Source organism: Paenibacillus sp. FSL H7-0690 (assembly GCF_037980415.1).
Taxonomy (GTDB): Bacteria; Bacillota; Bacilli; order Paenibacillales; family Paenibacillaceae; genus Paenibacillus_AQ; species Paenibacillus_AQ odorifer.
This window is the reverse complement of record NZ_CP150281.1, coordinates 1037547-1052351: the sequence shown is the minus strand read 5'-3', so window position 1 is coordinate 1052351 and position 14805 is coordinate 1037547. Positions and strand designations below refer to the sequence as shown.

Sequence of the window (14805 nt, the reverse complement as noted above, 5' to 3'; positions counted from 1 at the left end):
GCTTTAAGAAATCATCTTATTTCAGTGTAATGGTAAACGATACAGATTTTGCACCTGCGTTTACTTTCACTGTAGTCTCATCCACTTGCTCTGCACCTTCTACGGAAGCGATAGCTCCCAGATCTTTAAGGGAAAGCGAGAATTCTTTACCGCTTCCTTCTGCAGTAACTGTTACGCTGTTGCCTTTGCGGGCAGCCTTCACAGTCAATTCAGGAGCACCTTTAAGATCACGTACGGTTGCAGAAGTAGTAGTACCTTCTTCAAGTGAATACAGGCCAAATTTCACGCCATCCGCAAAGTCATAATCCGGTTTGTTGTCGATGCTGCCGATTGCCAGCAAGGAGTTCTGACGAACGAACAGTGGCAGGCTGAAGAAATCATATTTCTCTTTGCGCCATGATCCGCCTTGTACAGTTTCACCAGATAACAGGTGAGTCCAGCGACCTGCTGGCAGATAGTATTTCACTTCGCCGTTTTCTTGGAAAATAGGCGCTACGAGCAAGGAATCACCCAGCATGTATTGGCGATCGAGCACTTCGCATGTTGGATCTTCCGGGAATTCCATAACCATCGCCCGCATAGAAGCCCAGCCATGCTCTGCAGCCTGCCCAGCCACATCATACAGGTAAGGCATCAAGCTGCATTTAAGCTTCGTGAAGAAGCGGGTAACATCACAAGCTTCATCATCGTACGCCCAAGGCACACGGTACGAAGTGCTGCCGTGCAGACGGCTGTGGCTGGACAACAGTCCAAAAGCTAACCAGCGTTTAAATACATGTGCCGGAGCAGTGTTCTCGAAACCACCGATATCGTGACTCCAGAAACCGAAACCGGACAAGCCCAGAGACAAACCGCCGCGAAGGCTTTCTGCCATGGATTCATAATCTGCGTAGCAATCTCCGCCCCAGTGAACTGGGAATTGTTGGCCGCCAGCAGTTGCAGAACGTGCGAACAATGCTGCCTCATTCTTACCAAGCTTCTCTTCCAATACTTCAAATACAACTTTGTTGTACAGTTGAGTGTAGTAGTTGTGCATTTTCATCGGATCAGATCCGTCGAAATAAACTACATCTGTAGGAATCCGCTCACCGAAGTCTGTCTTGAAGCTGTCTACGCCCATATCTACCAAATCACGCAGGTAGCCGGCATACCATTCACAAGCCGCAGGGTTAGTGAAATCCACCAGTCCCATACCCGCTTGCCACAGGTCACATTGATAAACATCGCCGTTAGGCTTTTTGATCAGGTAGCCGTTTTTCTTGCCTTCTTCAAACAAGCGTGAACGTTGACCAATATAAGAGTTGATCCATACGCAGATCTTCAGGCCTTTTTCCTTCAGGCGTTTCAGCATGCCCTCTGGATCTGGGAATACACGTTTATCCCATTCAAAATCAGTCCATTGATACTCACGCATCCAGAAGCAGTCAAAGTGGAATACATGCAGCGGCAGATCACGTTCTGCCATACCTTCTACGAAGGAATTTACAGTCTCTTCATCATAGTTGGTAGTGAACGAAGTTGTCAGCCACAAGCCAAAAGTCCATGCTGGTGGAAGCGCTGGTTTACCTGTAAGAGCAGTATAGTTACTAATAACGTCTTTAATGGTAGGTCCATCAATCACGAAGTATTCCAAGCTTTCTCCAGCTACGCTGAATTGGGCTTTTTTCACTTTTTCTGAAGCGATTTCATAGGAAACCAATTCCGGATGATTCACGAATACGCCATAACCTTTGCTTGATACGTAGAAAGGAATGTTTTTGTAAGCTTGCTCAGAGCTAGTGCCGCCGTCTTTGTTCCAGATATCAACGGTTTGTCCATTTTTCACGAAAGCGGTAAAACGTTCGCCCAGACCATATACGAATTCGCCTACGCCGAGATCCAGCTCATCACGCATGTACGTGTTACCGTCTTGGTCGGTGATGTAAGCCATGGATTTAAAGCCACTGCCTGTAATACGTTCTTCGCCGCGATAGAAATCCACCGCCCATTGTTCGCCTTTGCGAATCACTACACGAAGTCCGCCGCTGATCAGCACGGTTTCGAGATCCGTTTCTTCAATCTTCACATGATCGCCAGTACCTTTAGTCAGTTCGAAAACCGGACCACGTTCCTGTACACCATCATGATGAATTATTTTAATGCCTACCACGCCTGGAAGCGGGGAATGGAATTTTACAGTAAGCAGGGTTGAATTCAGCGTTGCTGCGCGCCCTGTGATTGGAGTCGTTTGTGTAATTGCTGTTAATCCTTCGGGAGTCTTTTCTACAACATAATTTTGAACTGCGCCGTTAATCGTGATACCTTCACGAACCAGCCAGAGACCATCAGTAAATTTCATTGTGTACTTGCCACCTTTCAATTTGGTGTTTATAGTTGCATTATACCGATAAAAAATGAACAAAACTAATACTATATAGCTCATTTATAACACTATTTTGATGTTTTTTAAGAAAAGAGGCCTTTATATGGACCGTACAACTCAGAGTTTGCTAAAAGAAAACAGAGTTCATGGAGATAGTATGTTTCCACTCGCTGCTTATTGGATAGAGCTTCCATCCGGAACGCATGTACTCGATACACATTGGCATGAAGAAGCAGAGTTCTTTATGCTGCTAGAAGGAGAAATTCTGTTCCAAGTAGACACAGAATATTTTCCACTCCGCGCGGGCGAAGCGGTATTTATCGAATCTGGCGATATACACGCCGCCTATGTGCTGAACGAAGACACCCCCTGCAAATTCTGTGCGCTTGTATTTCTGCCTGATCTTTTGGCTAGCGCCCAGTACGATACGATCCAGCAAAACGCGATTTTGCCACTGCAAGAGAAACGCCAGAGCTTTCCGAGACATATTACACCCGATGTCCCTTGGCAGCAGGAGCTGCTTCATCATCTGGAGCAAATGATGGAGGCATACGCTAATAAAATGCCCGGATTTGAGACCTTTATGAAAGGAACTTTGCTAATCATGCTTTCCAAGATTACCGCAGAGGGCCGATTTGAGAACCGCAGCCAATCGGATGATGCTGATACCACCAAAATTAACCGCCTTAAAAAGGTGATCCTTTATATCCAAGATAACTATCAGGAACCGATCCGTACCCGTGATCTATCAGAGCTTATTCCCATGAGCGAGGGGCAATTCTGCCGCTTCTTCAAAATGATGACTCGTAAAACGCCGGTCGATTACATCAACTCATACCGGATTCGCCAGGCTGCCGATCTACTGCAACAAAGTGAAAGAAAAATATCCGACATCGCATTCGAGGTCGGATTTGATAATGTAAGCTATTTCATAAAGGTTTTCCGTAAAGCGATGAAATGCTCGCCTTCGGAGTTCAGGAAAGGTGCAGGCTAGTTTCATCTACATCATAAAAAAACGATGGATTCCAATTGGAGGCTCGCGATGAACTCACCGATTCTTAGCTTTATCACACCGCCTATTCCTTATTTCATAGACTGTGGTCGTGCTCACTACAATGCTGGAGACTATCATATCAGTCGTAATTGCATCGGCGTATTTGATCTAATCATTGTTAAAAAGGGGATGTTGCCCATCGCCGAGAACGAGGTGCACTGGGAGCTAAAGGAAGGAGAATTCCTCATCCTTCGTCCAGATGCCCATCACTATGGCTTTGCCCCTTGTCCTATCGAAACAGAAATCATCTGGATTCATTTCCAAACCTTCGGCAGCTGGATCGAGTGTCAGGATATGAACGAATGTCTGGAAAATCAGAGCGAGCTCATCGAAAGCCATAAACAAAAAGCTTATTTAAATCACTGCGATGTATGCTCGATCTTTATTCCGAAGTATACGGAAATATCAGAGAAGGCAATGGAGGTATTAGAGTTCTTTTTCCATCTGGAACAAGAACCCCAGTCGATGCGCAACTGGAAGCGCCAAGCCTCCTTTCAACAGTTCCTGCAATTCTTGGACCGTGATCTGGCCGAGGCATCCGATGCAACCGCCATTCATCTTGCCGAGAAGATTGAATTGTTCATTCGGCAAAATTATACTCGTGATGTCTCTAACTCCTTACTTCAAAAAGAACTTAACTATCATCCCAACTATCTCGCCAAAAACATGCTAAAAATATACGGTGTGACCCCTATGGCCTATCTCCTGTCCTATCGTCTAGAACAATCCAAACGGCTGTTAATTCAAACTTCCTGGTCCATTGCCCGCATCGCTGAAGAGGTTGGCTTCCATCATATTACTTACTACTCTTCCTGCTTCTCCAAGAAAGAAGGCATTTCTCCCTCTAACTTTCGACAAAAATTCACCGGTAAATAGACATTACAAAGCCTGGAATCGAAAATATCTTCCTCTTCCGGGATAGTTTGGACAAAGAAGCTGTTAAGCGTCCATCAAACAACGCTGCGGCTAACAGCTCTCCTTATTAAGTATTGCTGCTGATTTACCGATATATTATAGATAGATCTTATCGTCGTAGGAGGATAATGAACCATGCACATAACGAATATGACCGCATCTATGGGAACGAGGTTTAATGTATCTGTTAGTCACCAAACTAATGATAAAACTATGAAATCAAACAGCAATACTAGTGGTAATGGTAATGGAGATAAATTATCAATAAGTAAATCTGCAAAGGCTGCTTTTCAAAATCAATCCAAAATGGACGGAATGGTTAACTCCCTGCTTAAACAAAAACAAAATATCATCGACAGTAAGAACAGTCTGATTGAAAGAACTACCAAAAGTTCACATAATCTCGAATCTATTCAAGATCAACTTAAGGAGTTCGACAAGCAGCTCCAAACGATTGACCAACAAATTGCAAAATACAGCTTCGAAGAGCAACAAAAGAACTTAGAAGATGCTCAAAAAGCTAATCCAAAGGATGAACCTAAAACCGAGCAAGAGATACAGAACGAAAGATTGAATACGATTGTTTCTGTAAGCCAAGATGTTAGCCAAATGGAGGTAGTTTCTTCTACCCACACTAAGATGCGTGGCGAGGCAAAAGTTCTGACCAAGGAAATAGAGCTGGATGAGGCTCGTTCTACTCATTCCGCAACAGCCAAACGGGAGCAGTTATCCAAAATCGAAACTAAACTATCGGAAATGAACGAAACGTTAGGCGATGCCATGAAAGACACGGGAGATAAAATTAAAGATCAGATCGATAAAGCAGGATCAACAGAAATTAAACCTTCTGAAGAGAACACCAATGAGCGGACAGAACAATTAGCTACCTATCAAGAAATTCAACGTTTAGCCGAAGAATCTGATAAGTCGCAGCTAGAAGTGCTAATCTAACAAGGGCAAGAATCTCTATATAAAAAAGCAATCGGATCTCCTCCGCATCAGAGGGTCTGCCGATTGTTTTTTTAGATGCAGCTGATGTATTTTTCGGCTATTCCTTCCGAATCACAATAAAACAGGTGCTGTCCGGCAGCGCCACTTCCTGTCCGCTCTCATCCATGAACCTTACTCTATCACGCAGAGCTTCGGTATAACCTTCTTGCAAGTAATGTCGCAAGACCTCAATCTTTGCCTGCTCTCCTAAAATCTGTTCAATAAATGAGGCAAACTCCGTAGGGGTGAAATAACCAAACTGTTCTTGGACTTCGTGAATATAAGCCTCTTCGCCCCAGGTATAAGTATATAAAAATTCCATGGCATCATTAACGGGCATGAGCACTTCTTGTTCCCCTAATCTCTGAAACTGAATCTGACGTCCAGCAAAATCCTTCGCATAACGCTCCAGCCACACCAGACCATCCTCTTCCAGAAAGCGAACTCTCCGCAGCAATGATGCAGGTTCAGTCATGATCCCATCGCGGATAATGATAACCCCGCCAGCTGACAATACAGCAAAGGCACTTCGCAGAGCTGCGGAGACGGTGTCGTGATTGAACTTATTACCATTTAGCGGCACATAAGAATATAGCTCATGCAAAATCGAAGAGAAAATTACCGTGTCCACCGTTCCGGCCTCCACGAAATCTTTAAGGTTCAACGCATCTCCCTGCAGCACCTCCCAGTGGCGACCTTCCCGCTGCTTGCGTTGTCGCAAGGCTTCCACTACATTGCTTGATATATCAATGCCGATAGGAGTAACCTCGGGCATACGCTCTTCCAGTAAATCCAGCAGCACACCGCCGCCCGGACCGATATCCAGCACTTTTTGTCCAGTGACATGATCTAGAATTACAGCTTTATAATCTGCTGTATTATTCATTTGGCTTAAGTAGGTATCTTCATTATGAAAACGGTCAAAAGCATCCCTGCGCAGCTCGAATAGATCGAATAACAGCAATACAGCACGTTCATACAAGGGTGATTTTTCAGCTTCCATACAAAATTCGATCAGCTTCTCTGCCGCTGCCGAGAATTGGAATTGAAAAAATACCGTGTCTGGCAGATGTTCCTTAGAATATTGCCGCAAGAGTAGGTGAGGGTTCTCAGCAGGCAAAGTCCCTTGCTCGATATCCTTCCATGTAAGCTCCGCTAAATATTTTTCGATAATCCGCTTCTTATAAACATTGGTCTTCTTAACACCCTTGTAATCGTAGTAAATGCTGTTCATGACATGCTCGAAGCTGATATGGCTTAAGGATTGATTCTGCGCCCTCTGGGCAGCAAGCACCATCACCTTCAGAAATTGCTCCAGCGAAAAGGTCTGTAGTGCAGATTCCACATACCAGAAGGTAATCTTACTTAATGACTCCAACCGTTCAGCATGGAAACCTTCCTGCGTCAGCTTAGCCCATTCCGTAGTGAAATCCTCTCCTCTAGAGATCGGACCCAGCCGCATTCTGCGCAGCCGTTCCTTCATCGGCATAGGACTAGCAAGATTGCCTGAAGAAATCAGCTCAATAAGCTGCTTCACTTCATGCTGCACATTCTGCCATAACTCGGGAGACACAGCTCCGATGATGCAATGATTGAGCACGGTCAGCAGGCGTTCCAGTTCCTCCGCGGTCAGCAGCTGATCTTCCACTATATCATGGAGTGGCTTATTGACTTCCGGCGGCACTTCTCCGCGAATTTGCTGTCCTATAAGTCCATGAGTCTCAATAAGCCGCTGAATCATCGCACCTTTCTCGGAGACAGCCCTCCCTAAATATCTCTCATATAACTGTGCGGAACCTAAATTATGTACAAAACAATTGATCCCTTCCTCCTGCCAAACCAGCCGCTCCTTTGCTGTACCTCCCTTAGCCGTTTCTGACCAAATTAACGTTTCTTCCACCAGCTCTTTTATCCAAATAGAACGGGGAAGTTGGTCCAGAATCTGCAAGCTACGTTCCACATAGTCCAGTACGGGATTCCTGCGATCCAGCTCCTCCAGAGATTCCACACGTTCCAAATTTACAATCTGCTCCTCCGCTTGGACAATAAGCTTCAGCCAGAGGTGATCCTCCAAATGATCTTGCACACCTTCACGGTATAAGGCGATGGCTTCCAGTGATTTCAGCATATGCTCCTCCTTCGCTCCAAAGTGGAGACTATAAAGACCTATTATTATATATATACAATCCCGTTAATTAAAAAACAGAACCAGGACTCATGAAATAGCCATGTCCCGGTTCTGTTTGCATTCCAATCATTAGGTTCCGAACCGCTGCCGATACCCACATTTGCGGCACAGCTCCTCCACCGCTTCTCTACGTGAGAAGCCATAGAATAAATTGTTCGCCCGCTCCCCCTCTACAATCTCTGAGAACGGAGTTTCATGGATGTTGCCTAGGTTAATTACTCCTTCACCATCCAGACAGCATGGCACAACCGTGCCATCCACAAGGATTGCCGCTTGGCTCCGCAGGGCATGACAGAACCCTTTTCCGTCATCTTCCGGCTCATTCAGCGCTGGCCAACGGAACTCATGATCCTGATTAAGGTAGATGCGTGGGGCAATCTTGACACCACTGCCAGGCACAACCTTTTCTTCGATCTTGAAATCCAAGTTGAAGGCTTCCTCCAGCAGGGCAAGGGTTTCACGGTTACGGTTTCTCTCCAGATTCGTCAGATTATCCTCCGTCAAATTCCACAAGCGGAAAGAAATAATAACCCCTTGCGCTGAGGCTTCCCGTACAAAAGAAATTATCTCTGAAAGATAGCCTTCACGGTTCTCTGACCCTTCATGCCCATCAAAGCTGTGCAGAGAAAAGTTCATCTGACGCAGTGCGGGCTTACCAAGAATTTTAGGTCCGGCTTTATGAATTAACGTGCCATTGGTTGTAATATTAACCTTGAACCCTTTGGCATGAGCAGCATCCAACAGTTCACCGATCTTGGGATGCAGCAACGGCTCCCCTTTGACGTGAAGATAAATATGATTGCTGTGTGGTTTAATTTCATCCAATATCGTATTAAACGTATCAAGCTTCATGAAATTTTTCGTCCGGGCGGTTTGTGGACAAAAGCTGCAGGCGAGGTTGCAGACGCTTGTTATCTCAATATAAACCTTTTTAAAAGTCTTCAAGTCCTGCTCCCCATTCTATTTATTATAAATCTGAGGCATAGCGGAGACCGATCTGTGCTCTGGCTTCCTCCATAATCTCTGCTGCGGCCATGGAGTTCTCATGAGTATTAATTCTGCTCTCCCGTTCACCATTCTTAATCAAGTTGATGAATTCTTCCACCTCATAATACATAGGTTCAAACACCTGAGGCAACGTAAGCTCCTCAACTGTACCATCACGATAGTAAATTTTCACCTGATAAGGCTCATTGATTTTGTCGATCACCATCGTACCGTTCTCTCCATGAATCTCAGCTGGCAGATAGGAGTCGGAAATCTTGGAGTGCATAACTACCGCATCCATATCGTCATACTTCATAATGAGACTTCCTTCACCATCCACACCTGACGAGAGCATGACACCCACTGCCTGTACTGATTGAGGCTTGCCAAAGAGCACTACCATTGGATACAAACAGTACACTCCAAGATCCATTAACGAGCCATTGGAAAAAGCGGGATTAAACGCATTTAACACAGTCCCCTGCCGGTAGGCATCATATCTGGAGGAGTACTTACAGTAACTTGCAAAATAACGGCGAACTTGGCCGAGTTTATACAAATTATCACGAATCACTCCAAAGTTCGGCATAAAGGTCGATTTCATCGCCTCTACCAGTAGCACATCATTTGTGCGCGCAGCTTCAATCATAGCTTTAAGCTCCGTACTGTTGGATGCAGCCGGTTTCTCGCAGAGCACATGCTTGCCGTGATTTAAGCACATAATCGCTTGTTCTGCATGCATAGAATTTGGGCTGGCAATATATATAGCATCTACATCTTTGCTTTTCACCATATCTTCCAAATTCGTATAAATTGTAGCTCCCGCATATTTAGCAGCAAAGGCCTGACCTTTCTCCATTGTGCGAGAGTACACGGCTGTCAGGATAAACTCCTCATTCTCCAAGCCGGCTTGCACGAAGCGGTCTGTAATAAAGTTTGTTCCAATGACCCCGAAACGAATTGTCATGATGTTATCCCGTCCTTTTTAGTTATTACTAACTCTACATGCTATTTTCTCACTCATAGGTAGTCATGTCTACTTTTTAAGGCAAATTAACGACAATTTCTGATAAATTCAGCAATTCTCTTGTTACTGGCGGAGCACCGCTCATCGTACAACGCAAAAAAAGGCGTATCCCAGCCACCCTTTCATGGCTTTTGAGATACCCTTTTTTTGGAATTACAATGATTCCCTGAGCTTACGGACCCAGAACGCACCCAGATGAACTCTATATAATTGTCCAGCCGCCATCTACAAACAAAGTCTGACCTGTAGTGTAGCTGGAAGCATCTGAAGCAAAGTAGAGCACGGCGCCGTTTAATTCTCCCGGATTACCAGGGCGCCCCATCGGACACACTGCGTTGTACATTTTTAGCGCTTTTTCTGCAAATAACGTATTCTCAGTCATTTCAGTTTTGAACAAGCTTGGTCCAATCGCATTAACAGTGATACCATGCTTAGCGTAAGTTGCCGCCACCCCTCTTGTCAGATGGATCACTCCACCTTTAGCAGCATTGTAAGAATGCGTAGGAACCGAAGCAGAAGCTGTAAGGCCTAGCATTGAGGCTGTATTGACGATTTTGCCGTAATTCCGTTCCTTCATATGCCGGATCACATGTTTCGACATCAGGAAAACACCTTTTAAATCCGTATCCAGTACCCGATCCCAAGCTTCTTCTTCCAGCGCCTCAATCGGAACCGCATCCACCACACCAGCATTATTCAACAGAATATCAATTTTGCCAAAGGCTTCCATAACCTTTTGAACAGCCACAATAATCTGGTCCTCTTTTCTTACATCACACTCGATAGGAATTATTCTGCGTTCAGGGTATTTAGCCCGGATATCCTCGGCTACTGCTACAAGCTTGTCATATCTTCTGGCCAAAATAGCAATGTCTGCTCCTTGCTCAGCAAGCATCTCTGCGAATTGTACCCCGATCCCACTGGATGCTCCTGCGATAATAGCTGTCTTACCCGTCAAATCAAAAAGGTTAGTCATTCTAATTCCTCCTAATGTTTAGTTAGCCGATCCTTCTTCGGTTTCATTTCGCACAAACTCACTTCAAACACGTAGGCTTATACTGAGGAAACAGGTTGCAAATTGTTCTCCCACCAGTCCCAGCGGAGATAGCAGTATGGAAGATACTCCATTGGATTCAGAGGCTCCAGAATTTTACCTTTTTCAAGCACATTTGTACTGACGGTGTAAACCGCGCCCAGCATATTCACAACTTCAAGCTCACTCCAAGGATCATGCGGGGAGTCTTGGAAGGTGATAGAGGCTTCAGCCGCTTTATAGACTTTAACCTCACTTACTAAACGCTGTGTGACCAAGGTTGGCATCAGATCGAAGCCGTTTCCGTCAATTGCATTGGCATATTTGATGTTATACAAAGGGATATCTTTGCCGTAATATTCCTCCAGAATCTTCTCGGCTCCATTGTCATTGAAGTGTCCATCCATAGTGGCTTTTACGTTGAAAAAGTCAATGCCATGCCGGCCGATTGCCCCATCAATGCCATCTTCTGAGGTGTTCATACGCACATCGGCCATTTTCTTAGGCAGCCCACATACTTCCCGGCCCATAGCCATCCCGATATCGCTTGTAATAGGCATCGACAGGCAGTAGTTGCCTAATTGTCCGTTATAGTCCGCTAGAACGAACAATCCAGCTTCACGATAAGGTGGACAAAAGTTCGTAGCTGGGTAATTGGCGATAAAAGCATTTACCAGCGGCCGGCTTGTTGGCTTCAGTGGCTTCGGCAACAAACGCTCGATAATCTCTGGTTTGGTCTCCCAATACACCGTCAGCATCTCTGCATCATAAAAGGTGGTTGGCTTGCCTCCGTATTTCTGCATATCTGCGAAACTTTTCACAAAACTCACCATGAATGAACCCTCCTTAGATTAGTAACCCTTTAGTTCAGCACAAAAGCCGTTTCGAATCCAGATTGAATGGCCTGTCCGATTCGGCCTGGCTTGCCTGCATCGCCGATCACCTTCACATTAGGCAGTACCTGCTTCAACTCATCAACAAATGAGCGATCGGGTGTAACACCAATGGATAATACAACAGCATCCGTCTTTTTCAGCGAAGTTTCCCCCGTGGACGTATTCTCAAGCACAATCGCGCCATCCTGCACTTCTACCAGCTTGGTTGATGCTAAGAGCTCCACGCCGTTCTTTTTCAGTCTAGTCACAATGTCGATCAGATTTGGCAGATAGGCATCTGGACCAACCCGCGGCTGCATTTCCACCACCGTGACCTGATTTCCCATATCGGCTAAATATTCAGCCGTTTCCAGCCCTGTCATGCCGGAGCCGATGACCACAGCCTGCTTGTTCTTAATCACAACTGACCCACTAAGTACGTCAACAACGGTGCAGACCGCTGCCTTCTTTACTCCCGGAATAACAGGCACTATAGGCTGTGCCCCAGCAGCAACAAATACCGCATAAGGGTTCAGTTGCTTCAGTTGTTCCAGCGTAGGTTTCGTAGAGAGACGGACATCAACATCCAGATCCTCTAACTGATGCTGCATATTATCAATAAACCAGTTCAGCTTCTCCTTCAATGGTGGCCGGCTTCCCAGCTCCACGCTGCCGCCTAGCACATCTCTGGCTTCGAACAATACAGGTTTAAAATCTCTGAGCGCCAGAATCCGTGCTGCTTCCATACCTGCTGGACCCCCGCCGATCACAGCTACTACTTTGCCAGCGCCATCTTTTGTTGGTTCTGCAAATTCAAGCTCACGGCCCACTCTGGCATTGACAGCACACTTGATTACCTTGCACTCCATCACTTCCTGAATACAGTACAGGCAAGAGATACAGGTTCTTATCTCTGCTTCTTTGCCTGCTGCCGCTTTGTTACCCCACTCCGGATCGGCCAGTTGGGCTCTTCCAAGGGCTACAAAATCCGTATTTCCTTCCTGTAGCAGACTCTCAGCAAATTCAGGCTTACGGATCACATCACAAGCAATCACTGGAATTTGCACCGCTTGCTTAATGGCTGCGGAGAGATGTTTTTTCCAGCCTTGCGGGTAGGATATCGGCTCAATGATCGTATTGGATGATTCATAAGTGCCGGAGCTTACATTTATGCAATCCACTCCGATGCTTTCCAGATGTTTCGCAGTCTGGATAGCCTCATCCAGTGTAATCCCGCCTGAGACAAATTCATCGCCGTCGATTCGCACCGATACAGGGAATCCTGCGCCACAGGTCTTTTTGATGCCAAGCACAATTTCGTTCAGGAATGACATTCTACCTTCCAGTGAACCGCCATATTTATCAGTTCTCAGATTGGTAAGTGGGCTCAGAAACTGTCCTACGAGATAGCCGTGGGCACCATGGATCTCCACACCATCAATACCTGCTGTTTTAGCTATATAAGCTCCGAACACAAATTTACGAACTAACTCTTCTACCTCTTCAGTAGACAGCTCCCGGGGCATTTCCCCAATCGCTGAAGACATCACTGCGCTAGGAGCAACAATTTGTTTGCCTCCAATAAGCCGTCCGTGATTTTGCCGGCCCGGATGCTGGAGCTGAAGGAATATTTTGCTGTCATGACGATGCACAGCTCTTGCCAGTTTCTCCAGACGCGGCACAAACAGCAAGTCACTTGCATTCAGCTGGTTCGGTGTACCTACTCCGGTCTCATTATCCACACGCGTAATTTCCGTAATGATTAGACCACAGCCACCTGCGGCACGTTCCTCATAAAAAGCAATCATTTCATCCGATGCTTCACCACTGGCCGCAGCCAGTGACGTTCCCATAGCCGGCAATACAATTCTATTCTTAAGTTCAAGGCGTCCAATTTTACCTGCTGCAAACAGTTTTTCATATTTCATCTGCTTAGCACCTCCACCTTTAGTTTAAGGCGTCCAATACTTTGTGAATATATTTACAAGCACCAAAAATCACTTCTTTATAGTGCATATTGCACTATTATTGAAACAGGGGGCGATATGAATGGATGTTTCCTTAAATGAGCAAGTATCAGGTAAAATCGAAATGGAGCATTATACCGCATCTTTGTTTACTGCATACATTTCAGGTGCAGGCCTTTCAGCTATCGTACAGACAGCTGCCGAGCTACTGCAGAATCCCGTCATTGTATTTGATTGCAGCTTCAAAATTGTAGCTCACTCTGACCTTTCCGATATCGACGATTACATATGGAGTGATAATATCCGCAAAGGTTATTGCTCTTACGACTTCATTGCGGCTGTGAGCAAAATGAACAGTGTCCAGCGTGGGAAACAAAGCGATGAATCTTATGAGGTAACCTGCGAGGAAACATCAAACTCCAAACTGATCTCCAAAATAAAAGTAGCCGGCAAACAAATCGGCAATGTATTGCTTCTAGGATGCACAAATCCTTTTCGCGCCAGAGATAACGAGCTGCTGTCCATCACCGCTACCATACTTGCCGAAGAGATGGGCAAAAATAGCTACTATCGCAACGCCAAAAATATAAAAGTTGAAGATTTTATCTGCGCATTGCTAGAGGAACAGCTTCAGGACAACCGGATTATTCAGGACAGGATGCGGAGTGCAGGACTAAAGTTCGGGAATCAGCTGCTTGTGCTGCTGTTCGATCTTACCTGGTATGAAGGTTCAGGCCGTTATGATGATTATTTAAGAGAACGTTTGCAACAGCTTTTTCCGGGCAGTCCTTCCACCTATTATGACGGGCAGATTGTAATGATCCATGATGGAAATCTCTCCAAAGAGCTTGTAAATAAGCAGCTGCAGGAATTTCTAGCCCAAACCGGCATCTCGCTTGGCATCAGCAATATGTTCACTAATCTTACGCAATGTAGGAGACACTATCTTCACTCCCGAAACGCTATTCGGATCGGTACCATTCTCAGCCCGCAGCAGCAGCTGACTTACTATTCAGATATCCAGCTCTATGAGATGCTCTCTGCTGATGTTGTGTTTAACGAGGATAATAACTACTACCATCCAGAGCTGCTCAAGCTTCAAGAATACGATACTGTGCACCAGTCCAATCTATATCATACCTTTTACGTTTATCTCAAAAATAACCGGAACATGCAGATTACCTCAGACGAGCTGTACATTCACCGGAATACACTCAGATATAAGCTCGATCTTATCAGCAGACTGCTGGACACCGACTTTACCGATTCTGAAAAAATGCTGTCGTACTATGTCTCTTACAAGGTCGCTGCTTTTTGTGAAAAAGTTAGGGAGCAGACCCGTACGCCGCAACGTTAATGTTAGAAGCTACTATAAACACACAAACAGCCCCCGTTCTTATCCCAAGA

General features: G+C 45.5%; 11 protein-coding genes. 4 read left to right on the top strand and 7 right to left on the bottom strand.

What is annotated here, in order from left to right; all coding sequences use genetic code 11:
- Window positions 1-16 precede the first annotated feature (16 nt).
- On the bottom strand, window positions 17-2338 hold the full coding sequence (gene yicI, locus MHI32_RS04660) for an alpha-xylosidase (RefSeq protein ID WP_076129610.1): 2322 nt from the start codon (window positions 2336-2338) through the stop codon (window positions 17-19).
- Between the two features lie 127 nt (window positions 2339-2465).
- On the opposite strand from yicI, the gene MHI32_RS04655 reads away from it, so the two are divergent.
- From MHI32_RS04655 to MHI32_RS04645, 3 genes are all read left to right on the top strand, one after another.
- Entirely contained in the window at window positions 2466-3356 is an 891-nt protein-coding gene (locus MHI32_RS04655; RefSeq protein WP_076129611.1) for an AraC family transcriptional regulator, read from the top strand.
- A gap of 48 nt (window positions 3357-3404) precedes the next feature.
- Window positions 3405-4292: a helix-turn-helix transcriptional regulator gene (locus MHI32_RS04650; RefSeq protein WP_076129612.1), complete on the top strand. Its 888-nt coding sequence runs from the start codon at window positions 3405-3407 to the stop codon at window positions 4290-4292.
- 174 nt (window positions 4293-4466) lie between these two features.
- Window positions 4467-5282 (top strand): hypothetical protein, encoded by an 816-nt coding sequence (locus MHI32_RS04645; RefSeq protein WP_340011966.1) that lies wholly within the window; start codon window positions 4467-4469, stop codon window positions 5280-5282.
- A 97-nt stretch (window positions 5283-5379) separates the two neighbouring features.
- Here the strand turns inward: MHI32_RS04645 and MHI32_RS04640 are convergent, their stop codons facing one another.
- The 6 genes from MHI32_RS04640 to MHI32_RS04615 form a co-directional block, all read right to left on the bottom strand.
- Window positions 5380-7449 carry a class I SAM-dependent methyltransferase gene (locus MHI32_RS04640; RefSeq protein WP_340011965.1) on the bottom strand — a complete coding sequence of 690 codons (2070 nt, stop codon included), beginning with the start codon at window positions 7447-7449 and terminating at the stop codon, window positions 5380-5382.
- Between the two features lie 129 nt (window positions 7450-7578).
- Window positions 7579-8454 carry a radical SAM/SPASM domain-containing protein gene (locus tag MHI32_RS04635; protein WP_076282120.1) on the bottom strand — a complete coding sequence of 292 codons (876 nt, stop codon included), beginning with the start codon at window positions 8452-8454 and terminating at the stop codon, window positions 7579-7581.
- A gap of 22 nt (window positions 8455-8476) precedes the next feature.
- A complete protein-coding gene (locus MHI32_RS04630; RefSeq protein ID WP_038568824.1) occupies window positions 8477-9463 on the bottom strand; it encodes a Gfo/Idh/MocA family oxidoreductase in 987 nt (328 codons plus the stop codon).
- Between the two features lie 262 nt (window positions 9464-9725).
- On the bottom strand, window positions 9726-10499 hold the full coding sequence (locus MHI32_RS04625; protein WP_036680744.1) for a glucose 1-dehydrogenase: 774 nt from the start codon (window positions 10497-10499) through the stop codon (window positions 9726-9728).
- 77 nt (window positions 10500-10576) lie between these two features.
- Window positions 10577-11389 carry an acetoacetate decarboxylase family protein gene (locus MHI32_RS04620; protein WP_081386450.1) on the bottom strand — a complete coding sequence of 271 codons (813 nt, stop codon included), beginning with the start codon at window positions 11387-11389 and terminating at the stop codon, window positions 10577-10579.
- 29 nt (window positions 11390-11418) lie between these two features.
- The gene (locus MHI32_RS04615; protein WP_076219701.1) at window positions 11419-13359 is read right to left on the bottom strand and encodes an NAD(P)/FAD-dependent oxidoreductase; all 1941 of its coding nucleotides are present in this window, start codon (window positions 13357-13359) and stop codon (window positions 11419-11421) included.
- 121 nt (window positions 13360-13480) lie between these two features.
- Here MHI32_RS04615 and MHI32_RS04610 point away from each other — a divergent pair, with 121 nt between their 5' ends.
- Window positions 13481-14755 carry a helix-turn-helix domain-containing protein gene (locus MHI32_RS04610; RefSeq protein WP_340011964.1) on the top strand — a complete coding sequence of 425 codons (1275 nt, stop codon included), beginning with the start codon at window positions 13481-13483 and terminating at the stop codon, window positions 14753-14755.
- Window positions 14756-14805: the final 50 nt, after the last annotated feature.

Bases quoted from the DNA above. Each gene is read 5' to 3' on its own strand.
- MHI32_RS04615 (WP_076219701.1), bottom strand. From the start codon at position 13,359: ATGAAATATGAAAAACTGTTTGCAGCAGGTAAAATTGGACGCCTTGAA.
- MHI32_RS04645 (WP_340011966.1), top strand. From the start codon at position 4,467: ATGCACATAACGAATATGACCGCATCTATGGGAACGAGGTTTAATGTA.
- MHI32_RS04625 (WP_036680744.1), bottom strand. From the start codon at position 10,499: ATGACTAACCTTTTTGATTTGACGGGTAAGACAGCTATTATCGCAGGA.
- MHI32_RS04640 (WP_340011965.1), bottom strand. From the start codon at position 7,449: ATGCTGAAATCACTGGAAGCCATCGCCTTATACCGTGAAGGTGTGCAA.
- MHI32_RS04650 (WP_076129612.1), top strand. From the start codon at position 3,405: ATGAACTCACCGATTCTTAGCTTTATCACACCGCCTATTCCTTATTTC.
- yicI (WP_076129610.1), bottom strand. From the start codon at position 2,338: ATGAAATTTACTGATGGTCTCTGGCTGGTTCGTGAAGGTATCACGATT.
- MHI32_RS04620 (WP_081386450.1), bottom strand. From the start codon at position 11,389: ATGGTGAGTTTTGTGAAAAGTTTCGCAGATATGCAGAAATACGGAGGC.
- MHI32_RS04630 (WP_038568824.1), bottom strand. From the start codon at position 9,463: ATGACAATTCGTTTCGGGGTCATTGGAACAAACTTTATTACAGACCGC.
- MHI32_RS04610 (WP_340011964.1), top strand. From the start codon at position 13,481: ATGGATGTTTCCTTAAATGAGCAAGTATCAGGTAAAATCGAAATGGAG.
- MHI32_RS04655 (WP_076129611.1), top strand. From the start codon at position 2,466: ATGGACCGTACAACTCAGAGTTTGCTAAAAGAAAACAGAGTTCATGGA.